Annotated in this window: 19 protein-coding genes and 3 pseudogenes; 10 read left to right on the top strand and 12 right to left on the bottom strand. The window is 69.9% G+C overall.

What is annotated here, in order from left to right; all coding sequences use genetic code 11:
- Nucleotides 1-44: 44 nt before the first annotated feature.
- Together glp and galU are read right to left on the bottom strand one after the other, a co-directional pair.
- Nucleotides 45-1,349: a gephyrin-like molybdotransferase Glp gene (gene glp, locus OG210_RS18615; protein ID WP_328327537.1), complete on the bottom strand. Its 1,305-nt coding sequence runs from the start codon at nucleotides 1,347-1,349 to the stop codon at nucleotides 45-47.
- Nucleotides 1,350-1,352: 3 nt separating this feature from the next.
- Entirely contained in the window at nucleotides 1,353-2,255 is a 903-nt protein-coding gene (galU, locus tag OG210_RS18610; RefSeq protein WP_328327539.1) for a UTP--glucose-1-phosphate uridylyltransferase GalU, read from the bottom strand.
- 94 nt (nucleotides 2,256-2,349) lie between these two features.
- Between galU and OG210_RS18605 the strand changes: the two genes are divergently transcribed.
- Entirely contained in the window at nucleotides 2,350-2,943 is a 594-nt protein-coding gene (locus OG210_RS18605; RefSeq protein WP_328327541.1) for a 5-formyltetrahydrofolate cyclo-ligase, read from the top strand.
- 41 nt (nucleotides 2,944-2,984) lie between these two features.
- Here the strand turns inward: OG210_RS18605 and OG210_RS18600 are convergent, their stop codons facing one another.
- Nucleotides 2,985-5,741: a penicillin acylase family protein gene (locus OG210_RS18600; RefSeq protein WP_328327543.1), complete on the bottom strand. Its 2,757-nt coding sequence runs from the start codon at nucleotides 5,739-5,741 to the stop codon at nucleotides 2,985-2,987.
- Nucleotides 5,742-5,902: 161 nt separating this feature from the next.
- Here OG210_RS18600 and OG210_RS18595 point away from each other — a divergent pair, with 161 nt between their 5' ends.
- The 5 genes and pseudogenes from OG210_RS18595 to OG210_RS18575 all read left to right on the top strand — a co-directional run bounded on the left by OG210_RS18595 (nucleotide 5,903) and on the right by OG210_RS18575 (nucleotide 11,550).
- Complete coding sequence (locus tag OG210_RS18595; protein WP_328335462.1) at nucleotides 5,903-7,444, top strand: potassium/proton antiporter; 1,542 nt, start codon at nucleotides 5,903-5,905, stop codon at nucleotides 7,442-7,444.
- A gap of 266 nt (nucleotides 7,445-7,710) precedes the next feature.
- Nucleotides 7,711-8,958: pseudogene (locus tag OG210_RS18590) on the top strand (MFS transporter); the annotation flags it as partial.
- A 309-nt stretch (nucleotides 8,959-9,267) separates the two neighbouring features.
- Complete coding sequence (locus tag OG210_RS18585; protein WP_328327545.1) at nucleotides 9,268-9,639, top strand: FmdB family zinc ribbon protein; 372 nt, start codon at nucleotides 9,268-9,270, stop codon at nucleotides 9,637-9,639.
- Between the two features lie 91 nt (nucleotides 9,640-9,730).
- Nucleotides 9,731-10,615, top strand: a complete 885-nt coding sequence (locus OG210_RS18580; RefSeq protein WP_328327547.1) for an S-methyl-5'-thioadenosine phosphorylase — start codon at nucleotides 9,731-9,733, stop codon at nucleotides 10,613-10,615.
- A gap of 284 nt (nucleotides 10,616-10,899) precedes the next feature.
- Nucleotides 10,900-11,550 carry an RcpC/CpaB family pilus assembly protein gene (locus tag OG210_RS18575; RefSeq protein WP_328327549.1) on the top strand — a complete coding sequence of 217 codons (651 nt, stop codon included), beginning with the start codon at nucleotides 10,900-10,902 and terminating at the stop codon, nucleotides 11,548-11,550.
- Between the two features lies 1 nt (nucleotide 11,551).
- Here the strand turns inward: OG210_RS18575 and OG210_RS18570 are convergent, their stop codons facing one another.
- From OG210_RS18570 to OG210_RS18545, 6 genes and pseudogenes are all read right to left on the bottom strand, one after another.
- Nucleotides 11,552-11,833 carry a hypothetical protein gene (locus OG210_RS18570; protein ID WP_328327551.1) on the bottom strand — a complete coding sequence of 94 codons (282 nt, stop codon included), beginning with the start codon at nucleotides 11,831-11,833 and terminating at the stop codon, nucleotides 11,552-11,554.
- A gap of 90 nt (nucleotides 11,834-11,923) precedes the next feature.
- Nucleotides 11,924-12,376: a DUF6755 family protein gene (locus tag OG210_RS18565; protein WP_328327554.1), complete on the bottom strand. Its 453-nt coding sequence runs from the start codon at nucleotides 12,374-12,376 to the stop codon at nucleotides 11,924-11,926.
- Nucleotides 12,373-13,056 carry a Rieske (2Fe-2S) protein gene (locus OG210_RS18560; protein ID WP_328327556.1) on the bottom strand — a complete coding sequence of 228 codons (684 nt, stop codon included), beginning with the start codon at nucleotides 13,054-13,056 and terminating at the stop codon, nucleotides 12,373-12,375. The genes OG210_RS18565 and OG210_RS18560 overlap by 4 nt, the downstream gene beginning before the upstream one ends.
- A gap of 152 nt (nucleotides 13,057-13,208) precedes the next feature.
- Nucleotides 13,209-13,805: pseudogene (locus OG210_RS18555) on the bottom strand (4Fe-4S dicluster domain-containing protein); the annotation flags it as partial.
- Nucleotides 13,806-13,813: 8 nt separating this feature from the next.
- The gene (locus tag OG210_RS18550; RefSeq protein WP_328327558.1) at nucleotides 13,814-16,141 is read right to left on the bottom strand and encodes a molybdopterin oxidoreductase family protein; all 2,328 of its coding nucleotides are present in this window, start codon (nucleotides 16,139-16,141) and stop codon (nucleotides 13,814-13,816) included.
- Nucleotides 16,138-17,241 carry an MFS transporter gene (locus OG210_RS18545; RefSeq protein WP_371537751.1) on the bottom strand — a complete coding sequence of 368 codons (1,104 nt, stop codon included), beginning with the start codon at nucleotides 17,239-17,241 and terminating at the stop codon, nucleotides 16,138-16,140. The genes OG210_RS18550 and OG210_RS18545 overlap by 4 nt, the downstream gene beginning before the upstream one ends.
- Nucleotides 17,242-17,449: 208 nt before the next feature.
- Between OG210_RS18545 and OG210_RS18540 the strand changes: the two genes are divergently transcribed.
- Both OG210_RS18540 and OG210_RS18535 read left to right on the top strand, forming a co-directional pair.
- On the top strand, nucleotides 17,450-18,634 hold the full coding sequence (locus OG210_RS18540; RefSeq protein ID WP_328327560.1) for a P1 family peptidase: 1,185 nt from the start codon (nucleotides 17,450-17,452) through the stop codon (nucleotides 18,632-18,634).
- 157 nt (nucleotides 18,635-18,791) lie between these two features.
- A complete protein-coding gene (locus OG210_RS18535) occupies nucleotides 18,792-19,538 on the top strand; it encodes a DUF6227 family protein (RefSeq protein ID WP_328327562.1) in 747 nt (248 codons plus the stop codon).
- Between the two features lie 131 nt (nucleotides 19,539-19,669).
- On the opposite strand, the gene OG210_RS18530 is transcribed toward OG210_RS18535, so the two are convergent.
- Nucleotides 19,670-20,653, bottom strand: a complete 984-nt coding sequence (locus OG210_RS18530; protein WP_371537748.1) for a helix-turn-helix transcriptional regulator — start codon at nucleotides 20,651-20,653, stop codon at nucleotides 19,670-19,672.
- A 62-nt stretch (nucleotides 20,654-20,715) separates the two neighbouring features.
- Here OG210_RS18530 and OG210_RS18525 point away from each other — a divergent pair, with 62 nt between their 5' ends.
- Entirely contained in the window at nucleotides 20,716-22,323 is a 1,608-nt protein-coding gene (locus OG210_RS18525; RefSeq protein ID WP_371537745.1) for an MFS transporter, read from the top strand.
- Nucleotides 22,324-22,630: 307 nt separating this feature from the next.
- Here OG210_RS18525 and OG210_RS18520 read toward each other — a convergent pair whose 3' ends face one another.
- Nucleotides 22,631-23,611: a sigma-70 family RNA polymerase sigma factor gene (locus OG210_RS18520; RefSeq protein WP_328327566.1), complete on the bottom strand. Its 981-nt coding sequence runs from the start codon at nucleotides 23,609-23,611 to the stop codon at nucleotides 22,631-22,633.
- A 225-nt stretch (nucleotides 23,612-23,836) separates the two neighbouring features.
- Here OG210_RS18520 and OG210_RS18515 point away from each other — a divergent pair, with 225 nt between their 5' ends.
- The gene (locus OG210_RS18515) at nucleotides 23,837-24,364 is read left to right on the top strand and encodes an N-acetyltransferase family protein (RefSeq protein WP_328327568.1); all 528 of its coding nucleotides are present in this window, start codon (nucleotides 23,837-23,839) and stop codon (nucleotides 24,362-24,364) included.
- Between the two features lie 129 nt (nucleotides 24,365-24,493).
- On the opposite strand, the pseudogene OG210_RS18510 reads toward OG210_RS18515, so the two are convergent.
- Nucleotides 24,494-25,275: pseudogene (locus OG210_RS18510) on the bottom strand (dioxygenase).
- Between the last annotated feature and the right edge of the window lie 26 nt (nucleotides 25,276-25,301).

Here is a 25,301-nt window from a genome sequence, read left to right as displayed (position 1 = left end):
GTCAGGCCTGTGTGGTCAGACACGGTACCGCCACAGCGCCGTCCTCAGCCCAGGAGGACCACTTCGACCTCCGTGCCGGACTCGACCACGGCGGTCTCCTCGGGGATCACGAGCAGGCAGTCGGCATGGGCGAGAGCCGCGATCAGATGCGAACCGGAGCCCCCGACGGTGGCGACGGTCCTCTTCTCCGCGTCGTACCGGCCGCGCAGGAACTGGCGCCGTCCGGCCGGCGAGCTGATCGCATCGGCGGTCTCCAGAGTGGCGCGGACCGTCGGACGGCGGACGTCCCTTATGCCCATCAGGGCCCGGATCGCGGGGCGCACGAACAACTCGAACGAGACATAGCTGGAGACCGGGTTGCCCGGGAGCGCGAGCAGCGGGGTGTGGTCGGGTCCGATCGAGCCGAAGCCCTGGGGCTTGCCCGGCTGCATCGCCAGCTTGCGGAAGTCGATACCGCTGCCGTGCTCGTCCTCGTCGCCGACGGACGACAGGGCCTCCTTCACCACGTCGTACGCGCCGACGCTGACGCCCCCCGTGGTGACCAGCAGGTCGGCCCTGACCAGCTGGTCCTCGATGGTGGCGCGCAGTGCGTCGGCGTCGTCGGTGACCGCTCCGACGCGGTACGAGATGGCGCCCGCGTCCCGGGCCGCGGCGGCCAGGGCGAAGCTGTTGGAGTCGTAGATCTGGCCCTCGGCGAGCACCTCGCCGGGCTGGGTCAGCTCGCTGCCGGTCGACATCACGACGACGCGCGGGCGCGGGCGGACCCGCACCGAGCCCCGGCCGACCGCGGCGAGCAGCCCGATCTGCGGCGGGCCGAGCACCGTACCCGCTTCGAGCGCGAGGTCGCCGGAGCGGACGTCGCTGCCGCGCTCGCGGACGTGTGCGCCCGGCTCGGCCGGGCGGTGCACGCGGACCTCGCCGCTCGCGCCCTCGGGTGCGCCGCTCGCGGCCCGCATGGTGGTGGCCGCTCCCCCGCCGGTGCCGCCGTCGGTCCACTCGACCGGTACGACGGCCTGCGCGCCGGGCGGCAGCGGGGCGCCCGTCATGATGCGGGCGGCCTCGCCCGGCCCCACCGTGGGCAGTTCGGCCATTCCGGCCGCCACGTCCCCGATGACCGTGAGGACAGCGGGGAACTCCTCGCTCGCACCCTCGACATCGACCGTGCGGACCGCGTACCCGTCCATCGAGCTGTTGTCGAAGGGCGGCAGCGAGACCTCGACCACCACGTCCTCGACGAGGACGCAGCCCTGTGCGTCCGGCAGTTGCAGCTCGATCGGTTCGAGGGGGCGGACCGCAGCGAGGATGTCGGCCAGATGCTCGTCCACCGACCAGATCGGGGTGTTGCTCACGTGCTACATCTCCTCGGTGACATAACGGCGAAGCCAGGCCTTGAAGTCCGGGCCCAGGTCCTCACGTTCGCATGCGAGTCTGACAATGGCACGCAGATAGTCGCCCCGGTCGCCGGTGTCATAGCGGCGGCCCTTGAAGACGACACCGTGCACCGGGCCGCCGGCCTTCTCGTCGTGGGCGAGGTGCTGGAGGGCGTCGGTGAGCTGGATCTCGTTGCCGCGGCCGGGCTCGGTCTTGCGCAGTATGTCGAAGACGGCGGGGTCGAGGACGTAGCGGCCGATGATCGCGAGGTTGCTGGGGGCGTCGGCCACCGCGGGCTTCTCCACCAGGTCGGTGACCTTGACCACGTCCGACTCCCCGGTCGGCTCGACGGCAGCGCAGCCGTACAGATGGATCTGGGCCGGCTCGACCTCCATGAGGGCGACCACGCTGCCGCCCTCGCGCTCCTGGACCTCCACCATGCGTGCCAGCAGCGGGTCGCGCGGGTCGATCAGGTCGTCGCCGAGCAGGACCGCGAAGGGCTGGTCGCCGACGTGCGGGGCCGCGCACAGGACGGCGTGGCCCAGTCCCCTGGGGTCGCCCTGGCGGACGTAGTGCATGGTCGCGAGGTCGCTGGACTCCTGGACCCTGGCGAGCTTCTCGGCGTCGCCCTTGCGGGTGAGCGCCGACTCCAGCTCGTAGTTGCGGTCGAAGTGGTCCTCCAGCGGACGCTTGTTACGACCGGTGATCATGAGCACGTCAGAGAGACCGGCCGAGACGGCCTCCTCGACGACGTACTGGATGGCCGGCTTGTCCACCACGGGCAGCATCTCTTTGGGAGTGGCCTTGGTGGCCGGCAGGAACCGGGTTCCGAGGCCTGCTGCCGGAATGACAGCCTTGCTGATCCTGGGTGGCAACTGAGTCATACGTAGCACCATATCCGCTGACTTCAAGGCGGAAGATGATGCTCCGGTTAATAGATCCTCATACCTGAGGTAACGAGAGGATTGCGAACTTCCCATGGTGCCCGCAAACTTCGACAAAGCATCTCTCCGGCGGCAACTCCTGGCCGCACGCGCCCTCCTGTCCCCCGATGACGCGCAATCGGCCGCCGCGGTGATCGCCGGGCACGCCGTCGCACTCCCGGAGCTCGCGCGGGCGCGCACCGTCGCGGCGTACGTCTCGGTCGGCCGCGAGCCGGGCACCCGCCCGCTCCTGGACGCGCTGCGCGCCCGCGGGGTCCGGGTGCTGCTGCCGGTGCTGCTGCCCGACAACGACCTCGACTGGGGCGCGTACGAGGGCGCGGACTCACTGGTGCCCGCCGGGCGCGGGCTCCGCGAGCCGGGCGGCGCACGGCTCGGCGTACACGCGGTGCTCGATGCCGACGCCGTACTCCTGCCCGGGCTGGCCGTCGACGGGCGCGGGATGCGGCTGGGCCGCGGCGGCGGCAGCTACGACCGGGTGCTCGCCCGGCTCGCACGGGCGGACGCGCACCCCGCCCTGGTGGTGCTGCTGTACGGCGACGAGGTGGTCGCACGGGTCCCGGAGGAACCGCACGACCACCCCGTACACGCGGTGGTGACCCCGGAGGGGATCCGCCGGTTCAGCGGCTGACCCCCTGGCTCAGGCCACTCGCATCGCGCCCGGCGCCCCGCCTACGGCTTGAGCACCAGGGTGTCGACCGTGCTCCTGTCCACGGCGCCCTTGCTGAACGACCAGTTGAGCAGGTCGCCGTTGGCCCACTTGTCCGTCTGGTCGGTGTAGTGCGCGCTGAACGCGTGCCCCGACTCCCCGGTCAGGTTGATCCACTGCGACTTGTCGAGGTCCTTGAGGTTCACGACCATCCGCATCGAGGGGACCCAGACGACGCCGTACCCGCCGGCCGCGTTCCAGCCGGTGGCGTCGACCGCCGCCTCGCCGCCGCCCAGGTTGAACGGGCCGCGGTTGAGCACCCGCTTGAGGATGTCGGGGCCGTCGGTGCCGAGCGTCTGGTTGTTGAGCATCAGCTGGTGCAGCCGGCCCCAGTTCCAGGTGTCGACGTCCTTGCCGAGCTTGGCGGTCAGCTCCCAGCGGGCGTCCTTCATGGCCCGCCCGAGCAGCTCGTCACGGTTGTGGGTGGCCTTGTCGAGACGGGTCTTCGGCGTCTTCCACCAGTCACTGTCCGGCTTGTCGATCAGCTTGCGCACGACCTCGAACCAGCGGTCGCCGCCGTCCGGCTGCGCCGAGTCGGCCGACCGCTCACCGCACTCCCGTGCCAGATTGTCCTGTTTGTCGGCGGGACCCGCAGCGCTGTCGGCGGGCGGCACATTGAGGCACTGGCCCTCCACCCGCAGCTCCTTGGGCAGCTTGTCGCCGAAGGCCAGCTTGAGGACGTTGCGCCAGACCGCGTTGAAGTACGCGGCCGCCGCCGAGTCCGACTCCTGGGTGTAGTCCCAGCCTTCGAGAAGCTTCTGCGCCTGGCGGACGTACGGGTCCTTGATGTTCAGCTTCAGCAGCAGCGGGGTCAGCAGCTTGGCGATCTCGCTGCTGTTGTCCAGCTGCATCTTCTGCATGTCCTCGGTCGAGATCTTCCCGCCGTCCTTGGTCTTCGACTCGATGAGGTCGGTGATCCGCCGGCTGCGGGTGCCGTAGCCCCAGTCATCGGTGATCAGGTACGGGTACTTCTTCGGGTCGATCACGGCCTGGTTGGCGGTGACGATGTAGCCGCGCTTCGGGTTGTACTCGTAGGGCAGCTGATCGAAGGGGATCGTGCCCTTCCAGGCGTACTTGGGGTCCCAGCCCGGAGCGGGCATCGTGCCGTCGTCGCCCTTGGAGCGGATCGGGATGGAGCCGGGCGCCTGGTAGCCGATGTTGCCCTTGGTGTCGGCGTAGATCAGGTTCTGCGAGGGGACGTCGAAGTTCTTGGCGGCGGCCCGGAAGCCGGTCCAGTCCTTGGCCTTGTCCAGGTCGAAGACCGCGTCCATCGAGTTGCCCGGCTGGAGCGCGGTCCACTTGAGGGCCACCGCGTAGCCGTCGCCGCGGTCCGGGGCCGCCGAGGTCACGGGCGCCTTCTGGCCGACCGTCGCCAGTTCGGTGTCCCGGTCGGAGACCAGCGGGCCGTTGTTCGTCTCCCGTACGACGATCTTCCGCGACGTGCCGCCGGCGACCTTGATGGTCTCCTCGCGGGTCCTGAAGGGCTTCTCCTCGCCGTTGTACAGATAGCCGTTGCCGCTGACCTTCTCCAGGTAGAGGTCGGTGACATCGGCGCCGAGGTTGGTGAAGCCCCAGGAGATGTTCTGGTTGTGGCCGATGACCACGCCGGGCATACCGGAGAAGGTGTAGCCAGCGGCGTCGTAGTGGCAGCTGCTGGAGACGGTCCGGCAGTGCAGGCCCATCTGGTACCAGAGGGACGGCAGTTGCGGCGCCAGGTGCGGGTCGTTGGCCAGCAGCGGTTTGCCCGTGGTCGTCAGATCGCCGGAGACGACCCAGGAGTTGGAGCCGATGCCGCTGCCGCTCGGGCCGAGCAGCGTCGGGATCTTGTCCAGGGTGTCCGAGAGCGAGGAGAGCTGCGACTGCATGCCCTGCACCGCGCCGCCCGCGGTGTCCGAACCACCCACGGCGCCGCCCGGCTTCGCGTTCTGGTCGAACTTCCCGGTGACCGGGTCGATGCCGCCCTGCTGCACGATCGGCTTGTTCCGGCTGTACGGGTAGGACGGGTACAGGTCGCTGATCTGCTGGGAGCTCAGCCGCGAGGTCATCAGCGAACGGTCGATCTCGTCCTGCATATTGCCGCGCAGGTCCCAGGCCATCGCCTTGAGCCAGGCCACCGAGTCGACCGGCGTCCAGGCGTCGGGCTTGTAGTCGTTGGTGAGGTTCAGGGCCGCGTACTCGACGGAGATCTGCTTGCCGTCCTTGCCCTTCAGATACGCGTTGACCCCGGCCGAGTACGCCTGGAGGTTCTTCTTCGTCTCCGGCGACAGCTTGGTGTCGTACTCCTGCTGCGCGACCCGGTGCCAGCCGAGCGTGCGCAGGAAGGAGTCGGTCTTGACCTGGCCCGATCCGAACATCTCGGAGAGCCGGCCGGACGTCATGTGGCGCCGGACGTCCATCTCGTAGAAGCGGTCCTGGGCCTGTACGTAGCCCTGCGCGCGGAACAGGTCGGCGTCGGTGTCCGCGTAGATCTGCGGTACGCCGTAACTGTCCCGCTTGACGTCGACGTTGCCGGAGAGGCCGGGGACCTTGATCTCACCGGTCGTCTGCGGAAGGGACGCCCGCACGGTGCTCACACCCCAGTACGCCCCGTACCCGATGCCCGCGACGAGCGCCAGCACCACGACGATCACGATCAGCCTGGCGCGATGCCCTTTCTTCTTACGGGAATTCGTGCCGGATTTCGTGCCGGAAGGGGCGGCTGTGGTGGTGGCGGCGGGCATCGCTGTCCTTCGAGGGGCAGGGTGGTCTGTAGGTCCGACGGAGCGCTGGAGCAACCATAGGCGCAGCGCCTGTGCATCAAGGACGCGGTATCCCCAGCTGCATCGCACACGTAAGCGAAGCGTCAAGGAACCGTCAAGGATTAGGTAGGGTAACGAAGTAACTGCAGGCGTACGAGGGAAGGAACGGGCCACTGACTGTCCACCATCTCAACGATCTCCTGCTGATCTGCTCACTCGTCCTGCTGATCGCCGTGGCCGCCGTACGCATCTCGTCGCGCAGCGGCCTCCCCAGCCTGCTGCTGTATCTCGGCATCGGGATGGCGATAGGCCAGGACGGCATCTTCAACGTCAAGTTCGACAACGTCGAGATGACCCAGGTGATCGGCTACGCCGCGCTGGTCGTGATCCTGGCCGAGGGCGGGCTCGGCACCAAGTGGAAAGAGATCAAGCCGGTCCTGCCGATGGCCGTCGTGCTGTCGACGGCCGGCGTCGCGGTGAGCGTGGGGATCACCGCCGCCGGCGCGCACTACCTGGTCGGTCTCGACTGGCGCCAGGCCCTGATCATCGGCGCCGTGGTGTCGTCCACCGACGCCGCCGCGGTCTTCTCCGTCCTGCGCAAGGTGCCCCTGCCGGCCCGGATCACGGGTGTACTGGAGGCCGAGTCCGGCTTCAACGACGCCCCAGTGGTGATCCTGGTCATCGCGTTCTCGACGGCCGGACCTGTCGAGCACTGGTACGTACTGATCGGCGAGATCGCCCTGGAGCTGGCGATCGGTGCCTCGATCGGCCTCGCCGTCGGCTGGCTCGGGTCGTGGGGGCTGCGCCATGTCGCGCTGCCCGCCTCCGGCCTCTACCCGATCGCCGTGATGGCCATCGCGATCACGGCGTACGCGGCCGGTGCCATCGCGCACGGCAGTGGATTCCTCGCCGTCTACCTCGCCGCGATGCTGCTCGGCAACGCCAAGCTGCCGCACTGGCCGGCCACCCGCGGGTTCGCCGAGGGGCTCGGCTGGATCGCCCAGATCGGCATGTTCGTCCTGCTCGGCCTGCTGGTGAGCCCGCACGAGCTGGGCAGCGACTTCTGGCCCGCGGTGATCGTGGGCCTGGTCCTGACGATGGTGGCGCGGCCGGTCTCCGTACTGCTGAGCCTGGCGCCGTTCCGGGTGCCCTGGCAGGAGCAGACCCTGATGTCGTGGGCCGGGCTGCGCGGAGCCGTCCCCGTCATCCTGGCGACCATCCCGATGGTGTCCGGTATCGACGGCAGCTCCCGGGTCTTCAACATCGTCTTCGTGCTCGTCGTCGTCTACACACTGGTGCAGGGGCCGACGCTCCCCTGGCTGGCCAGGAAGCTCAGTCTCGGCGAGGGCGCCGACGCCGCGGCGGACCTGGGCATCGAGTCGGCGCCCCTTGAGCGGCTGCGCGGGCATCTGCTGTCCGTGGCGATCCCGGCGAAGTCCCGGATGCACGGCGTCGAGGTCGGCGAGCTGCGGCTGCCCAAGGGCGCCGCCGTCACCCTGGTCGTCCGGGACGGCACGAGCTTCGTACCGCTGCCCTCGACGGTGCTGCGGCGCGGGGACGAACTGCTCGTGGTGGCGACCGATCCGGTGCGCGACGCGGCCGAGGCACGGCTGCGGGCGATCGGCCAGGGCGGAAAGCTGGCGGGATGGCTCGCGAGTAGCGGTACCATGAACCGATCGGCTTGACCCGGCTGGCTTGCCGGCTCGACCCGATTGACTTGATTGACCTGATCGACCAACTCTGCCTGATGCAGAGCTGGCGCGACCGTATGGCGGTCGAGGCACCCCCGTCGCGGTGCGTGCGCGGTATCCGCGCAGGTGTTCCGCACGACGAAACGGCCCGGCCTACCGCAGTTCCGCGCAAGAGGACAGCTCTCGGCAGCTCCCGTACGCATGCCTCCGTATGCCCGTACGACAAGGGGAGCGCTACCAGGCGGCAGAAAGGCCAGGCCGTGGTGTCCACGGTCTCCGAGACCCGTCCGGGGTACGGGCAGTTGTTGCGCACACCTGGCGCATGGACGTTCCTGCTGCCCGGTTTCGCCGCGCGGCAGCCCTTCGCGATGCTGACCATCGGCATCGTGCTGCTGGTGCAGCACACGACGGGGTCGTACGGCAACGCCGGCATCGTCGCCGCTGTGACGGGTGTCTCCATGGCGCTGTTCGCGCCGCAGAGCGGCAAGCTCGCCGACCGGCTCGGCCAGCGCGCGGTGCTCTTCCCCGGTGTCCTCGTGCACGCCGCTTCGGTGGTGACCCTGACGGTGCTCGCGCTGGCGGGCGCCCCGCTGTGGGCGCTGTTCATCGCCGCTGTGCCGACCGGTGCTTCGGTACCGCAGGTCGGCCCGATGGTCCGGGCCCGCTGGGCCGCGAAGCTGGAGGGCTCGCCCCTCATGTCGACGGCGGCCGCCTTCGAATCCGTGACGGACGAGTTCACCTTCGTCATCGGCCCGGTGCTGACGACCGCGCTGTGCACCGGTATCCACCCGGCGGCCGGGCTGATCACCGAAGCCGCGCTGACCCTGATCGGCGGCCTCGTCTTCGCGGCGCAGCGCCGGACCCAGCCCGCCGTCCGGGTACGTGCCAACGGCCGGACTTCCGAGCGGCACGTCTCCGCGCTGTCGGTGCCGGGCGTACGGGTGCTCGCCGTGGCGTTCCTCGGGATCGGCGCGGTGTTCGGCGGTATGCAGGTCTCGCTGACCGCGTTCGCCGAGGAGATCGGCCGGCCCGGTGTGAACGGTGTGCTGTACGGGGTCTTCGCCGCGGGCAACATGCTCGCGGGCATCGTCTGCGGGGCCGTCGCCTGGAAGATCGGGCCGAAGTCCCGGCTGCTGGTGGCGTACACCGCGCTGGCCGTCACCGCTTCCGGGCTCTGGGCGATGCACACGGTGCCGCTCATCGCGGGACTCGGACTGCTGGTCGGACTCTGCATCGCACCCGCGCTGATCAGCGGATACACCCTGGTGGACACGCTGGTGCCGAATTCGGCGCGCACCGAGGCCTTCACCTGGCTGACCGGTTCGGTGGCACTGGGACAGGCCGCGGCCGTCTCGGTGGCGGGCGAGCTGACCGACGCGTTCAGCTCCAGCGCCGGGTTCCTGGTGCCGATGGGCGGCACCGTACTGGCGCTGCTCACCCTGCTGGCCCTGCGGTCGCGGCTGACGCCGCGCGACGCGGGACCGGGGGCGAAGCAGGGCGCGGGACACGACTCGGAACCGGGCTCGGAGCAGGGCTCGGAGCAGGGCGTGGAATCGGCCGTCGGAGCAGTGAGCACCGTCGACAGGGACGGCCGTCCGGAAGGGCGGGAAGGTGGTCCGGAAGGCCGGGAAGGTGGTCCGGAAGGCGCGGAATACGACACCGCGCGGGACGCCGGCCGCGGCATACGGCGCGGCATCAAGCGCGGCACAGGGCGTGGGATGGGTCACCGAGTGCCGGTCTCAGTGGACTGATCCAGCGGAATACGTCACTATAGAACGTCGTTAGCACTCACTGAGTGAGAGTGCCAGGAGGAGCAAGTGCCGACCTATCAGTATCAGTGCACCGAATGCAGCGAGGGCCTCGAGGCGGTGCAGAAGTTCACCGATGACGCCCTGACCGTATGCCCAAGCTGTGATGGACGCCTGAAAAAGGTGTTCTCGGCGGTCGGCATCGTCTTCAAGGGCTCGGGTTTCTACCGGAACGACAGCCGCGGCTCCTCGTCGAGCAGCACGGCGGCGTCTTCCAAGCCCACCGGTTCGTCGTCGTCCTCGTCGGACTCGTCCTCGGGCTCTTCGAGTTCGTCCGGCTCTTCGGGCTCCGACGCGAAGGCGGGTGCCTCGAAGTCGGCCGGCTCGGCATCGTCGGCTTCGTCGTCGAGCAGCTCCTCCAGCGGCAGCTCGGCCGCCTGATACCGGTTTTCCCGGAAACCCTGCCGTCGTCCGACGGTGGGGATTCCGGTGTGTCCGGGGCACGTCCGGTCCCCCGGATAGTGTGACCGGCATGGTGAATGTGGCGAACTCGGCAGACCAGGCAACCGCGGGAGACACCGCGGCCCCCACAGCGGACATCGGGGTCATCGGCGGCTCCGGCTTCTACTCCTTCCTGGAGGACGTGACCGAGGTCGCGGTGGACACCCCGTACGGGAAGCCGAGCGACTCCCTGTTCCTCGGTGAGATCGCCGGGCGCCGGGTGGCGTTCCTCCCCCGGCACGGGCGCGGCCACCATCTGCCCCCGCACCTCATCAACTACCGGGCGAACCTCTGGGCGTTGCGGTCCGTGGGCGTACGGCAGGTGCTCGGCCCGTGTGCGGTGGGCGGGCTGCGGCCGGAGTACGGGCCGGGGACGCTGCTCGTACCGGACCAGATGGTGGACCGTACGAAGGCGCGCCCGCAGACGTACTACGACGGTCAGGCCCTGCCGGACGGCAGCATTCCGAACGTGGTGCACGTGTCGCTGGCCGACCCGTACTGCCGTGTCGGCCGCAAGGCCGCCCTCGCGGCGGCGCGCGGGCAGGAGTGGGAGCCGGTGGACGGCGGGACTCTGGTCGTCATCGAGGGGCCGCGGTTCTCGACCAGGGCCGAGTCGCGCTGGCATGCGGCGATGGGCTGGTCCGTCGTGGGCATGACCGGGCACCCCGAGGCGGCCCTCGCCCGCGAACTGGGGCTCTGCTACACGTCGATGACGCTGGTCACGGACCTGGACGCGGGGGCCGAGGCAGGAGATGGCGTCTCCCACGACGAGGTGCTGACGGTCTTCGCCGCCAATGTGGACCGGCTGCGCACGGTGCTCTTCGACGCGGTGGCCGGGTTGCCTGCGGAGCAGTCGGAGGAGTGTCACTGTGCGCGTGCGCTGGACGGCGTCGACCCGGGGATCAAGCTGCCCTGAGGGGTGGGTACTGAACCCAGCTGGCCCGAGGGGCGGCGAGGTTCGGAGCTGAGGGGCGGGCGGGTCCTGAGGGGTGGGCGGGTCCTGAGGGGCGGGGCGGGTCCTGAGGGGTGGGGCGGGTCCTGAGGGGTGGGGCGGGTTGGCTTGTGGGGGACCGCGGGTGAGTGGGTTGTCCACAACTCGCGGGTAATCCACAGCTCTCAGCAGGATGTCGCGGAACGCCGGATCGTGGGAGGAGTTCGCCCCAGACTCCTCTTCACCAGGCGGTGGTTGCCTTGATCCCCATGCCCGTACCGGTCGTGTCCGCGCCCGAGCCGCGCGGAGTGCCGACGTTCGCCCCGCTGCGGGTGCGCCCGGGACGGCACCGTATCCGGCGGGCTCTGGGGCGATGGCGCCGGACGGTGGTGGCGGGGCTGGTTCTCGCGGCTGCCGCCCTGGCTGCCTGGGCGCCACGCGACGCCGGGGGCGCGGAGCCCCCGGCCGGCGTCCGGGCCGGCGCCGAGCAGCACGGGGCGGCGGACGGGACGGCAGACGAGGCAGCGGACGTCCGGGCCCGTGCGCCGGGCGCCGCTGCGGCCTCGGACCGCGCAGCTCCGGTGTCCACGCCGGTGTACGCGCCGGTACGGATTGCCGACGCGGCGACCGTACGGCTGCTGGCCCCGGGCGACCACGTGGATGTCATCGCGATCGGTGATGCCTCGGCCGGTGATGCCTCACCCGACGGCGCTTCGGCGGGGTCGGGTCCGCCGGGAAGGGCCCGGGCGGCGCGGGTGGTCGCGACGGGGGTCCGGGTGAAGGACGTGCCGGATGCGAGCGCCCCGGGCGACGCTTCCCCCGACGCCGGAGCGCTCGTCGTCCTCGCTGTGCCCCGCTCGACGGCGACCGCGCTGGCAGGCGCCGGAGCCACGTCGGAACTGGCGGTGACCCTGTGCTGAATCAGATGTGGTGCGGCGGCTTCTCGTCGAGGAAGCGGGCCAGATCCGAGGCACTGCTCCCGGCGGACGGCTGGTCGCCCCAGCCGTGGTCCGTGTCGTCCGGGGACTGCTGGTCGAGCGGATCGTCGAAGACCAGCTTGGACACCGGCTTGGGCGTGGGCTTGGACACCGGCTTGGACGTGGGCTTCGGCCCGGACTCCGGCGGCGTCGCGCCGGAGGGGGCCGCAGGGTCGCGGTCCTCGTCGTCACGGGGGCCGGGGCCGGAAGCGGGGGCAGTGGTCATAGCGCAAGGGTACGGCGCCCGGCCGTCGTGCGGCTCCGCCTGCCCCCACCAGGGCCTACGCCACGTGTGGCCCGTCGCCCGCCTTGCCCTTCACCGGTCCTTCGGGTCGAGGCGCCAGAGCCCGAGCACCACCAGAAACGACAGACAGAGGAAACCGGCGCCCCACCAGGCGGTGCCCGTGTTTCCCTCCATCCACTCGTTGACGGTGATCGTGAGCGCCCAGAGCTGGCCGATCACGACCGTCATCGCCAGGACGAGCCGGGCGGTCAGCTTGGAGGAGCGTTCAGGCTCCTGTTCGCTCCCCGCGCCGGGGCCGGGGCCGGTGTGCCGGATCCGCGGGTCGCCGTACCCGCTGGTGGCGCGGATCTGCGGATAGCGTTCGGCGAGCGGCCGGTTGAGGCGGGGCTGAGCACTGCCCGGCCGGTACTCGGGGCGGGGCGGCTCGGGCTGTGGTGAGTCGGGCTGCGGTGAGCCGGGCTGTCGTGGGTCGGACTGCGCTGGTTTGGACTGCGGTGGTTCGGGCTGCGGTGCCTGGTCGCTCATGTCTGCTCCCCACGCTCACGTGTGGCACCCGTCGCACCGGGACAGCCGATCCGCGCGGTCGACTCCGGCTCCGAGTCCTTGAACTGCCGGCACACCGCGTGCTTGATGTCCTCGCCGGAGCGGGCCGTGGCAAGAGCCCATACACTGCCGTCGTCTCTCTCCACGAGCAGCACCCGGGGCAGTCCCCGAGGAGGCGGACCGGCGGTGACCTCGCCGGTCCGGGCGTCGAAGATGCCCTCGTGGCAGGGGCAGTAGAGCTCGCCCTCGGCACCGCGGTCCTTGCGCCACAGAACGGCGCAGGCGAGGTGGGTGCAGACGGCGGAGTACCCGGCGAGGGTGCCGTCCGCGAGACGTACGGCCACGGCGCGGTCCTCGTCGCCGGGAAAGCGGAAGGCGACGGACTCTCCTGGCTGCAACTGGTCGGTGACCTTCTTGGGGGTGGGAGCGGTCCCGCTGTCGCCGTGCCGCTTCAGCACTCCCCCGGCGGCACCGAGGCCACCGACGGCGAGGCCCCCGGAGACAGTGGTGACGATCCGCAGATAGTCGCGGCGCGTGGTGAGCGAGTCCGCGCTGATCCGGTCGTGCAGCGCCTCACGGGCCCCGCCGTTGTCCATCGAGTCACCGCCCGACGATGACTGGCCCGGCGGCTGCTGACCGGGCGGCTGCTGGGTGACGCTCATCGCCCGCCGTCCCCGCTCCCCGCGCCACCGGCACCGTCGGACCCGCCCGAACCACCGACACCATCAGAACCACTGGAACCGACAACCCCACAAACAGGACTGGACCCCATGACCCCACGGGCACCACCGGAGCCACCGACACCCGGTGTCTCTCTCACATCGACTCCATTGACCTCGACAACAGGAAGCCCGCCCGGCACCGGCCACTGGACCTTCTCGGCGGGGACCACCATCGCGACACCGGTCTTGACCACGACATCGCCGAACGCGAAGGAGTCGGCCACCTGGACACCGGGGCGCTCCGCCTGGAGCTCCTCCAGCGTTCCGTAGAACAGCGCCCCGGTCGGGCAGACCGTGGCGCACATGGGGGCGAGACCGTACGCGGTGCGGTCGTAGCAGAGGTTGCACTTCAGCTGGAGCTTCGCCTGAAGGTCGATCTTCGGTACGCCGAAGGGGCAGGCATTGACGCAGTTGGAACAGCCGATGCAGCGGGTGGTGTCGGCCTGCTGCACCACACCGTCGGCGGTCACCAGGATCGCGTCGGCCGGACAGACCTCGGCGCAGGGAGCGACCGGGTCCTCGCAGTGCATACAGACCGTGGGAAGGGAGGCGACGGACTGGCCGGGATCGGTGTAGTCGAGGTGGATCATCGACTTGCCCCGGTGCGAATCGCACTCACGGCACGCGGAGACACAGGCCTGGCAGCCGATGCAGCGCCCGGGATCGATAAAGATCGTTCTGCCCATCATGGCGGGACTCAGCTCCTCTCCGCCGTGCCACGCCCCTGCGGGGCCGAGGGCGGCAGGGGGTCGGTGCGGGAGATCTGCGTCTCCGGATAGGCCGTGCCACCGGGCGCGACAGGCGGTGCGGGGACCTCGTCGACCCGCTCGGCAGCCTCGATACGGCAGGCGCAGACCTTGTACTCGGGAATCTTGGAACGGGGGTCGAGAGCATCGATGGTGAGGGCATTGGCGGCAGTGGGAACGGGCCAGTGGTACGGGATGAAGACGGTGTCGGGCCGGATGGCCTCGGTGACCAGCGCGGGAAAGACCTCGCTGCCGCGCCGGGTGACGACCCGCACCGGATCGCCGGAGGCGAAGCCGTGGGACGGGTGCACCTCCACCCAGGGGCGCGGTGTCTGCTCGACCAGTGCGCCGAGCCTGCGGGTCTGGTTGCCGGAGAGGAAGTGGGCGACCGTGCGGCCCGTGGTGAGCGACATGGGGTGCTCGTCGTCGTACGGGTCCATCGGCGGGTGCCATTCGACGACTTGCAGATGGATCTTGCCGTCGGGGTGGTACGTCGTGCCGTCCTCGAACAGCCGGGGGGTGCCGGGGTGATCGGTGGAGGGGCAGGGCCAGGCGATACCGCCGGTCTCTTCGAGACGTTCGTAGGTGATGCCGTAGTAGTCGTTGACCGTGCCGGCCGATGCGATGCGCAGCTCCTCGAAGACCTCGCGGGAGCCCGCGTAGGTGAACTTGCCGCCCACGCCGAGGCGCTGGGCGAGCTGCGAGATCACCCAGGTGTCGGTCCGTACACCGGGAGGCGGGTCCTGCGCCTTGTTGTGCTTGACGACCCGGGCCTCGGCATTGGCCATCACGCCGTCGTCCTCGGCCCAGGTGGTGACGGGGAAGACCACATGCGCGTTGGCCGCGGTCTCGGAGAGGAAGAAGTCGAACTGCGCGTGGAACTCGGTCGCGTCATAACCCTCCTTGACGACCCGGTAGTTGGGGAGGGAGACGAAGGGGTTGTTGCAGATGCCGATGAGCCCGCGGATCTCCTGGCGCTGCATCTGCCAGACCATTTCCATCATCGAGGTTCCCGCGGGCGGGAGTTCGGGCTCCTCGATGCCCCAGATCTCGCAGATCTGCCTGCGGTGCTCCGGGTTCGTGATCGAGCGGCCACCGGGGAGGAGGTCGGACTTCTGACCGTGTTCGCGGCCGCCCTGCCCGTTGCCCTGGCCGGTGATGGTGCCGTAGCCGGCACCGGGGCGGCCGATGTGGCCGGTGGCGGCGCAGAGGTTGATGACGGAGAGGCAGTTCTCGACGCCCTGGGAGTGGTGCTCGATGCCCCGGGCGTGCCAGGCCATCGCCCTCTCGGCACCGGCGAAGGTGCGGGCGACCTGGACGACTTGTCCGGCGGGGATTCCGCAGATTTCGGCGGCGCGTTCCGGGGTGTACTCGGCGACCTTGGCGCGGACCTCTTCCCAGCCGGTGGCGTGTGCCTCGACGAAGGCCTTGTCGTCGAGTCCCTCGCGGATCACCACGTTCAGCACGGCGTTGAAGAAGGCCGAGTCGGTGCCCGGCTTGAGCGCGACATGGATGTCGGCGGTGCGGGCGATGGCCGTCTCGCGCGGGTCGATGACGATGAGGGAGGCACCTCGGTCCCTGGCGCCCCACAGGTACTGCGTCATCACGGGGAAGCACTCCCCGACGTTCGATCCGGCGATGAGCAGGCAGTCGGTGAGGAGGATGTCGGAGAAGGGGTTGCCCGCCCGGTCGATGCCGAAGGCGAGTTTGTTGGCACCGGCCGCGCTGACCATGCAGAGTCTGCCGTTGTAGTCGACATGGCGGGTCTTGAGCGCGACCCGGGCGAACTTGCCGACCAGATAGGTCTTCTCGGAGAAGAGGCTGGCCCCGCCGAGCAGCCCGAAGGCGTCGTTGCCGTACTGCCCCTGGATGCGGCGGATCTCGGAGACGGTGAAGTCGAGCGCCTCCTCCCAGGAGGCCTCCCTGAAGGGCTCGTCGCGGGAGCGCCGCATCAGCGGAGCGGTGAGCCTGTCCGGGTGGTTGACCTGCTGATAGGCGTTGATGCCCTTGGGGCAGAGCCGCATCCGGTTGATGTCGTGGTTGCGGGGCTCGACTCCGAAGACCTTGCCTCCCTTGTCGACCCGGAGGTACATGCCGCACTGCACCCCGCAGAAGCAGCAGTGGGTCGGGACGAGCGTCTCGCCGCCCTGGTCGGCGCGCCACTGGTCGGCGGGGATGCCGCCCGCGTCACGGAAGTTGCGGGTGCCGGGCGGCGCGATGGCCGGGTCGAGCGGGACAGCGGGGCCGTGCGGTTCAGCCGGGGCGTGCGGGGTGCTCACTTGAAGCCCTTCTTCACTTGGCTGAGGTAGGCGTTGCCGCGCAGTACCCGCTTGCAGCGGGGGCAGTACTCGGCCCAGGCGTCGAAGCTCAGATCCAGGTCGCGCATGGTGGCACGGAGGTTGTCGACATACGGGCCGGTGTCGATCGGCTCGTGGCAGCGGCGGCAGGTGAAGACCTGGTCGTCCTGGCGGGCGGTGTACTTGAACAGCTGCATCCCGACGGCGGCGGGCCGCTGCACGATGTGGAAGAACTTGCCGAACGGGATGTAGATGAGAGTGAAGATCACCGAGACCATGTGCAGAACGGCGAGGAACTCATAGCCCCCGCCGTGCAGGAAGACCGACGAGAAGGTGAGGAGGAGGCCTGTCACAGAGATGACGATCAGTGCGAGCAGCGGTACCAGGTCGTAGGCAAAGCGCTGTCCCGTCATCGCGCCCCGGTCCTTCATCCGTCGCCACAGGAAGTACGAGGCCCCGGGGATGACCAGAACGGCCGCGACATCGAGGCCGTGGAACATCAGCCAGCCCAGGATGTTCAGCGAGTCGAACCCGAGGATCTTGAAGCCCCAGATCCGCATCTCGTACCCGGGCCCCGAGCCGCTGCCCGATGTGAAGGTGAACCAGCCCCAGGTAAGTGGGAAGGTGATCAGCGCAGCGAGGATGCAGCCCCAGAAGATCAACTGGTGGGCGGCCCAGCGGGCGTGCGACCGGGCGCCGAGGAACTTCTGGAAGCCGAGGTAGGTGACGATCATCTTCGGCAGGGCCGTGGGCGCCCTGCGGACGTTGGCGCGCGAGAAGAAGCTGCTCCAGCCCTTGTTGAAGAGTCTGCGGGCGCCGGGTGCGGAGACCCAGACGGTGTACCGGTAGGCGACGCCGAAGGCGAGGAAGACGCTGGCGACGGCGTACGGCAGCAGGGCCGAGTCGAAGTCGTGCAGGAAGCGGCTGCCCAGCACGATGGCCACGATGAGCAGGAGCGAGACCACGGTGCCCGCGGTCGTCGCGCGTACGGAGACCGTGTGTACGGAGACGGGGCGTACGGGGACCGGGCGTACGGGGTTGGGGTGCGGCGGAGCGGCGGGGGTGGAAGGCGGCTCGGTCACTGCGTCACCGTAGTCGGCAATATCCGTTTTATGCGTTTTCTGCGCCGCAGATGGGTGAGCTTCATTCAGATGCCGAACCGGCCATCGTGGGGCGGAGAGAACACAACGGGACACGGACAGGGGGCCGGGCCAGGTCCAGGATCAGGACCAGGAGGGCAAGAGGAGGGCAAGGGCGCCACATCACAGGCAGCAGTGGTCCCATGGGGGCATGACCGCAGCAGACACCCCGTCAGAGCGCCCCGAGGACACGGCCCGCACAGCCGGCTCGCAGACCACACCCGCACACTCACCCACCGACACCGGTGCCGGCTCGGGCTCGGGCTCGGGCTCGGGCAGCTCAGGCTCGGACAGCTCAGGCTCGGACTCGCTCACCGACGTGGACGGACTCCGGGTCGGACACGCGCAGGTTCCCGGCGAACGTGCGCTGAGTGGCACCACTGTCGTCCTGGCTCCGCCCGGCGGTGCGGTCGCCGCCGTGGACGTACGCGGCGGCGGCCCTGGCACCCGGGAGACGGACGCCCTCGATCCACGCAACCTGGTGCAGCGCGTCGACGCCATCGTCCTGACGGGCGGCAGCGCGTACGGGCTGGACTCCGCTTCCGGCGTGATGGCCTGGCTGGAGGAACAGGGCCGCGGCTTCCAGGTCGGGCCCGACCCCTCCCAGGTCGTACCGGTCGTCCCCGCCGCGTGCGTCTTCGATCTGGGCCGCGGCGGCGACTGGCGGGCCAGGCCGGACGCATCGACCGGGCGCGCGGCCGTGGAAGCCGCGGCGGAAACGGCGCCGGGCACACCGGTCCAACAGGGCAGCGTCGGCGCCGGTACGGGCGCGGTGGCCGGCGGGCTCAAGGGCGGCGTCGGCTCGGCGAGCATCACGCTCCCGTCCGGCGTCACCGTGGGGGCCCTCGCCGTGGTGAACGCGGCGGGCTCACCGATCGATCCGCTGACGGGGGTGCTCTACGGCGAGTACGGCCAGGGCCGGCCCGAATACCCCGCCGCCGCTGTCCATGAGAAGGCGCAGCGGCAGCTGACTCTGGCGCGCGGGCGCAATGCGCGCCCCCCGCTGAACACCACCATCGCCGTCGTGGCCACCGACGCCGAACTCACCCGCGCCCAGGCGCAGAAGCTGGCCGGAACCGCGCACGACGGCCTCGCGCGTGCGGTGCGGCCCGTCCATCTCCTGCATGACGGCGATACCGTCTTCGCACTTGCCACCGGCACGGGGCACCGCCCCGACCTGAGCGTCCTCAACGAAGTACTGGCCGCGGGTGCCGACGCACTGAGCCGGGCCGTGGTGCGCGCCGTCCGGGCGGCGGAGTCGGTGGAGGGACCCGGCGGGTGGTTCCCGGCCCACCGCGATCTGTACGGGACGGGAGCAGGAACCGGTGCGAACTGACACGGCATCTACTGACTTACCCGACACGTGAGTTGGTGGGGCGCCCGGGAATTTTCCGCACGCCCCCTTCGTTTTGCCGAACGAAGGCCACGTTGTCAGACCCAGGGACTACGTTGAGTCCCAACCTCATGACTTGCCGCGACGGCCTGGAGAGACCTTGAGCCATTCGCATGAGACGACCGAGGAGCACCTCGCGCGACTCCTCGGCCGCGCCCTGAACGCTTTCGAGCTGCCCGACGCCACCGTCGAGCGGCTCGGCTTCGCGCTGGCGCACAGCACAGCGCTGCACTCCTCGCACCACAGCTCGGGCGCCGGGCTGCACCGCGAGACGTACCGGCACACGTTCCTCCTCGCCGACGGCACCGATCTGGCGCTGTGGGAGCTGGTGTACGAGACGGGTACGGGTGCGGGCCCGCAGTACGAGCTGTATCCGGGCGAGGCGGAGGCCAGACTCGCCGTGACCCGGATCCGCGGGGCGGATGCCGCCGCGATGTTCCCCGACGACGACCCGGAGGACGACCTCGGGATCCTGACGGCGCTCCAGTCGGCGCCGCCGCCCGCAGTGGCCAGGACGTATGCGGCCGACCGGTCGGCCGACCACGCCCGCCGGGTGCTGCGCCGTGCGGAGAATCCGGACTGCCCCGGTGAGGACACCGCCCGGCTGCTGCGTTCCGCGTTCGCCCATCAGATCAGCCAGGCCCTCGGCAGCCAGTGCCGCTTCGAGAGCGTCGGCCCCGCGGCCTTCACCCTCTACGAGCACGCCTTCCTGCTGCTCGACGGCCAGGAGATCAGCCTCTGGGAGGTCGAGCACACCGCGACGCCCGACGGACGCCATATGTGCGAGGTGTACACGTCACAGAGCGAGGCCCGCACGGCGATGGAGCTCCGCGCCCGCGTGCGCTGAGCCCCACCCCGTAGCCCCGTCCCGTAGCCCCACCCCGTGGCCCTCCCCCGTAGCCCTTCGTGCCCCGCGAGGCCCAGCACCGTAGGGCTTCACGCGCCGCAGGACCCAGCCCCTCGGCGCCCGCTGGCCCGTCATCGGGCGGTCGGCCGGCCCCCTGCTCCCGCCGCGCGGCCCAGTCGGGCCCCCAGTTCCGCCAGGTACTCCACCAGCTCGGGCGGGTGGTGCACGGTGAACTCCGCGTCCACCACCGCGAGTCGCAGCCCCAGCCACTCCAGCGAGTCCGCCACCGGCGCCCTGAGCCGGCAGCGGCGTTCGCCCAGCACCTCGGGCGTGCCCATCCCGTTCGGCAGCCGGGCCGCCACGAACTCCGCCGGGGCCTCGAAGGTGACGTCGAGATCCACCGAGGGCTGGCGTCGCGAAAGCGACCGGCTGACGAACTCCGCCGCATCACCCACGGGCAGCTCACGCGGGACGAACCGCGCCCCGGTCGCGAACGGCCGGCTCACCCGGTCGACCCGGAACGTACGCCAGTCCTCGCGGTCGATGTCGTACGCCACGAGATACCAGCGGCGCCCGGTGGAGACCAGCCGGTACGGCTCGACCAGCCGCTTCGTCTCCGTACCGTTCCCGGCGCGGTAGCCGAAGCGCAGCCGCTCGGGACCGGTGGCCGCGCCCGCGATCACCGTCAGCGTGTCCGGGGCGACCGTCGCACCGTCGCCGCTGGTCAGCGGGATCGTGGCGGCCTGGAGTGTGGCGACCCGGTGGCGCAGCCTGGACGGCAGCACCTGTTCCAGCTTGGCCAGGGCCCGTACGGAGGCCTCCTCGATGCCCTCGACCGCGTGCCCGGCCCCGGCGCGCAGCCCGACCGCGATGGCCACCGCCTCTTCGTCGTCGAGGACCAGCGGGGGCATCGCCTTGCCCGCCACCAGCCGGTAGCCGCCCTCGGCCCCCATCGTGGCCTGGACGGGATAGCCGAGGTCGCGCAGCCGGTCGATGTCGCGCCGGACCGTGCGCCTGCTGACGTCGAGGCGCTCGGCGAGTTCACCACCGGGCCATTCGCGCGGAGTCTGGAGCAGCGAGAGAAGGTGCAGCAGCCGTACCGGAGTGTCCGTCATGACAGTCAGGATGCCCGGGAAGTGGGACATAGGTTGACCTATATGCAAGTTAACTTCCCCGCATGATCTCAACACCCCAGCCCACCACGCTGGATGCACAGACCGCACAGACCGCACAAGCCGCGACCAGGGCGGACCGCCGCAGATGGCTGGCTCTCGCCATCGTGATGACCGCGGCCTTCATGGACCTCGTCGACGTCACGATCGTGAACATCGCGATCCCGTCCATCCAGAAGGACACCGGCGCCTCGTTCGGCCAGATCCAGTGGATCACCGCCGGTTACGCACTCGCCTTCGCCGCCGGGCTGATCACGGGCGGCCGGCTCGGCGACATCCACGGCCGCAAGAAGCTCTTCCTCATCGGGATAGGCGGCTTCACGCTGGCATCCGCGCTGTGCGGCTTCGCGGCCAACCCCGAGATGCTGGTCGCCTCACGCATCCTGCAGGGCGCGATGGCCGCGCTGATGGTGCCGCAGGTTCTCTCGATCGTGCACGCCACCTTCCCGGCGCAGGAGCGCGGCAAGGTCTTCGGGCTGTTCGGCGCGATCGTCGGTCTTGGCGCGGTCTCCGGCCCGCTGCTCGGCGCGCTGCTCACCGAGTGGAACATCGCCGGTCTGGAGTGGCGCCCGATCTTCCTGATCAACCTGCCGGTCGGGCTGGTCGGGCTGTTGCTCGGACGCAGGTTCATCACCGAGTCCAAGGCTCCCAAGGCCCTCCGGCTGGACATCGTCGGTGTGCTGCTCGTCGTGGTGGGTCTGCTGATGCTGCTCTACCCGCTGACGCGCGGCCGTGAGCTGGGCTGGCCGGTCTGGGGTTACGTCTCGATGGCGGGCAGCGTCGTGGTGTTCGGAGGGCTCGTCGCGTACGAGCGGCTGAAGGCGCGGAAGGACGGTTCGCCGCTGGTCGAGCTGGAGCTGTTCAAGGTGAAGAGCTTCGCGGCCGGTATCGCCGTGCAGGCCACGTTCGGTGTGGCGCTGGGCATCTTCTTCCTGGTCTGGACGCTGTACATGCAGATCGGCCTCGGCTGGAGCGCGCTGCGGGCCGGGACCACGGGGATCCCGTTCTCGGTCGCGGTCTCGGCGGCCGCCGGTATCTCCGTACAGAAGCTGGTGCCGCGCTTCGGCCGCAAGGTGCTCCAGACGGGCGCGCTGCTGATGGCGGCCGGGCTGCTGCTCTACATCTGGGAGGCGGACCGGTACGGGACGGCGATCGCGTCCTGGCAGATGGCGCTGCCGCTGGTGGTCATGGGGATCGGCATGGGGCTGATCGTCGCGCCTCTGACGGACGAGGTACTCGCGGACGTCCCGAAGGAGCACGCCGGGTCGGCCTCCGGGCTGATCAACACCGTGCAGCAGATGGGCAATGCGCTGGGGCTCGGCCTGGTGTCCGTGGTGTTCTTCGGGTCGATCAGCGACCGGCTGGCACCGAGCGCGACCGGGCCCGCCTTCGTCCACGCGTTCATGGACTCGCTGTGGTGGGTGGCCGGGGTGCTCGGCGTGATCTTCCTGCTGATGTTCGCCCTGCCGAAGCGGGCGCCCGCGGGCAGCGAGGCGGACGCGGCCATCGACAGGGATATCGACATGGGCGCCGACACGGACATCGACATGGGCGTCGAAGGGGACCCCGACGCGGGCGAGACGCCCCGGGAACCAGCCCTCAGCGGCGTCTGAACGAACGGCCGCCGGCCTGAGCCGGGACCCAGCCGAGACCCCTGTCAAACAATCGCCGGACGGCGCCTCAGCAGGCACCGTCCGGCGGTCGGGGCTCTGGCGGTCGGGGGTCTGGCCGTCGGAGTCCCGGCAAGCGGGGTCGGTACGGGGGCCGGTCGGTACAGGGCCGAAGAGGGCCGCGTAGTGACGGGCCGACGGGACCACCGAGCAACCGGGTATCGAGTGACTGGTGACCGAGCAGCCAGGTATCGAGTGACTGGTGACCGAGCGGTTGAGGACCGAGTAACCGGATGACCGTGCGGGCAGCTCACGCCGCCGCGTCGAAGCCCACGTCGTCGGCCATCTTCTTCAGTTCGAGCAGCGCGTGCTTCTCGATCTGGCGGATCCGCTCACGCGTCAGCCCGTGTTCCTTGCCGACCTCGGTCAGCGTCCGCTCCCGGCCGTCGTCGATGCCGAAGCGCATCTTGATGATCGAAGCCGTGCGGTGATCGAGCCTGCCGATCAGTTCGTCGAGCTCCTCACTGCGCAGCAGCGTCATCACGGACTGCTCGGGCGACACCGCCGACGTGTCCTCCAGGAGGTCGCCGAACTGGGTCTCGCCCTGGTCGTCCACCGGCATGTTCAGGCTGACCGGGTCACGGGCCCAGTCCAGCACATCGCTCACACGCGCCGGCTTGGTGTCCAGCTCGGCGGCGATCTCCTCGTGCTCCGGGTCACGGCCGTGCTCGCGGTTGAATTCGCGCTGGACACGGCGGATCCGGCCCAGCTCCTCCACCAGGTGGACAGGGAGCCGGATGGTGCGCGACTGATCGGCTATCGACCGGGTGATGGCCTGCCGGATCCACCAGGTCGCATACGTGGAGAACTTGAAGCCCTTGGCGTAGTCGAACTTCTCGACCGCGCGCACCAGACCCGCGTTGCCCTCCTGGATCAGGTCGAGCAGCGGCAGACCCGCTCGCGGATAGCGGCGGGCCACAGCGACGACCAGGCGCAGGTTGGACCGGATGAAGACGTCCTTGGCGCGCTCCCCGGCGGCAATCAGCGCCTCCAGCTCGTCACGCGAGGCCCCACCCGCCTTACTGTCCACGGAACCGTCGAGGATCCGCTGGGCGTACACCCCGGCCTCGATGGTCTGGGACAGCTCGACCTCCTTTTCGGCGTCGAGCAGTGGCGTACGTGCTATTTCGTCGAGGTACATGCCGACCAGGTCGCGGTCGGCGATCTCCCCGCCTACGGCGCGAACGCTGCTTGCCCTGTCGGATCGACGGGCGACGGCACGGGTTGCCATGCGTGCTCCCTAACGTGAGTAACGTGATGAGGTCGCGAATCGGTGGCTTGGTCAGTGACTTGGTGTTCAGCCACCTGGCGTTCAGTGACTTGGTGTGGCGCAGAACACCCTCGCCGGTGTCCTGCGTCTGATGGAAACAACGACTGGAATCCGGACAGAATTCCCATGACCCGCTCTGTTTTTAGTGATCATGCAGTACCCTGTCCGGCCACCAAGGGAGAGCGGATGCCTTCGCAGCGTACGGAAATGCAGGTCAGGCCCGGCGAGGAGGCGGATCTCCAGGACCTCACCGACCTCTACAACCACTACGTCCGTGAGACTGCGATCACATTCGACACGAATGTCTTCACCCCCGAGGAACGCCGTCCGTGGCTGCTCTCCCACCCTGAAGACGGCCCACACCGGCTACTGGTTGCGCAGGAGGTACCGTCTGCCCGGATTCTGGGGTACGCAACCAGCAGCGCGTTCCGGCCGAAGGCCGCGTACGCCACGTCCGTCGAGGTGACCGTGTACTGCGCCCCCGGCGTGGCGGGGCGCGGGATCGGCACGATGCTCTACAAGGCGCTGTTCGAGGCGCTGAGCGACGAGGACGTCCACCGGGCGTACGCCGGTATCACCATGCCCAACGAGGCATCCGCCGCACTGCACGCACGCTTCGGCTTCACGCCGGTGGGCACGTACCGCGAGGTGGGACGGAAGTTCGGCGTCTACCACGACGTCGCCTGGTACGAGAAGAAGCTCGGCGAGGAGTAGCCCAGGAGGAAGCAGCCCACCGAGCGGCAATCCGGCAGGAAGCAGCCCAGCAGGAAGCACTCCGGCAGAAGCCCGGCGGCAGCCCAGCAGGAACGGACAGCAGCCCGGCGGGCAAGACCCGGCCCGCCCCTACCCGAACTGCACCGAGCGCTTCGCCAGCCCCATCCAGAAGCCGTCGATCACGTCTCGCCGGCTCTCCAGCCCGTCCCCCGCCGCCCCGAGCGTCACGAACAGCGGCGCGAAGTGCTCGGTACGGGGGTGGGCGAGCCGCCCGGACGGGGACTTGTTCTCGAAGTCGAGCAGCCCGTCGATGTCCTGCGCCTCCAGCGCCTCCCGCCCCCAGGCGTCGAACTCGGCGGACCAGCCGGGGATGCCCTCGTGCCGCAGCGCGGCCAGGTTGTGGGTGAAGAAGCCGCTGCCGACGATCAGCACGCCTTCGTCCCGCAGCGGGGCGAGCCTGCGCCCGATCTCCATCAGCTTCCGCGGGTCGAGCGTCGGCATGGAGATCTGGAGTACGGGTATACCGGCGTCCGGGAACATCTCGACCAGCGGGACGTACGCACCGTGGTCGAGGCCCCGGTCGGGGACGTCCTGGACCGGATGACCCGCGCCGCGCAGCAGCTTCCGTACGCTCTCGGCCAGCAAGGGCGCGCACCGGGGGCGTCGTACCGCACCCCGTAGTACCGCTCAGGAAAACCCCAGAAGTCATGAACCAGCGGGACGGTCTCGGTCGCACCGAGCGCCAGCGGGGCATCCTCCCAGTGCGCGGAGACCATCAGAATGGCCTTGGGGCGTGGCAGACCGGCGGACCAGTCGGCGAGCTGGCCCGGCCAGACCGGATCGTCGGCGAGCGGGGGTGCGCCATGGGAGAGATAGAGGGCGGGCATGCGTTCGGGGGCGATGGCGGTCATGGGCGACAACTCCATTACTTGAATCC

The organism is Streptomyces sp. NBC_00466, assembly GCF_041433995.1.
In the GTDB taxonomy this organism is placed as follows: Bacteria; Actinomycetota; Actinomycetes; order Streptomycetales; family Streptomycetaceae; genus Streptomyces.
The sequence above is the reverse complement of the archived record's forward strand: the minus strand, read 5'-3'. Positions and strand labels throughout refer to the sequence as shown.

What these genes read in the sequence shown, in the direction of transcription:
- galU (WP_328327539.1), bottom strand. Translation starts at nt 2,255, where the DNA reads ATGACTCAGTTGCCACCCAGGATCAGCAAGGCTGTCATTCCGGCAGCA.
- OG210_RS18605 (WP_328327541.1), top strand. Translation starts at nt 2,350, where the DNA reads ATGGTGCCCGCAAACTTCGACAAAGCATCTCTCCGGCGGCAACTCCTG.
- OG210_RS18600 (WP_328327543.1), bottom strand. Translation starts at nt 5,741, where the DNA reads ATGCCCGCCGCCACCACCACAGCCGCCCCTTCCGGCACGAAATCCGGC.
- OG210_RS18580 (WP_328327547.1), top strand. Translation starts at nt 9,731, where the DNA reads ATGGTGAATGTGGCGAACTCGGCAGACCAGGCAACCGCGGGAGACACC.
- OG210_RS18575 (WP_328327549.1), top strand. Translation starts at nt 10,900, where the DNA reads ATGCCCGTACCGGTCGTGTCCGCGCCCGAGCCGCGCGGAGTGCCGACG.
- OG210_RS18570 (WP_328327551.1), bottom strand. Translation starts at nt 11,833, where the DNA reads ATGACCACTGCCCCCGCTTCCGGCCCCGGCCCCCGTGACGACGAGGAC.
- OG210_RS18565 (WP_328327554.1), bottom strand. Translation starts at nt 12,376, where the DNA reads ATGAGCGACCAGGCACCGCAGCCCGAACCACCGCAGTCCAAACCAGCG.
- OG210_RS18560 (WP_328327556.1), bottom strand. Translation starts at nt 13,056, where the DNA reads ATGAGCGTCACCCAGCAGCCGCCCGGTCAGCAGCCGCCGGGCCAGTCA.
- OG210_RS18540 (WP_328327560.1), top strand. Translation starts at nt 17,450, where the DNA reads ATGACCGCAGCAGACACCCCGTCAGAGCGCCCCGAGGACACGGCCCGC.
- OG210_RS18530 (WP_371537748.1), bottom strand. Translation starts at nt 20,653, where the DNA reads ATGACGGACACTCCGGTACGGCTGCTGCACCTTCTCTCGCTGCTCCAG.
- OG210_RS18525 (WP_371537745.1), top strand. Translation starts at nt 20,716, where the DNA reads ATGATCTCAACACCCCAGCCCACCACGCTGGATGCACAGACCGCACAG.
- OG210_RS18520 (WP_328327566.1), bottom strand. Translation starts at nt 23,611, where the DNA reads ATGGCAACCCGTGCCGTCGCCCGTCGATCCGACAGGGCAAGCAGCGTT.
- OG210_RS18515 (WP_328327568.1), top strand. Translation starts at nt 23,837, where the DNA reads ATGCCTTCGCAGCGTACGGAAATGCAGGTCAGGCCCGGCGAGGAGGCG.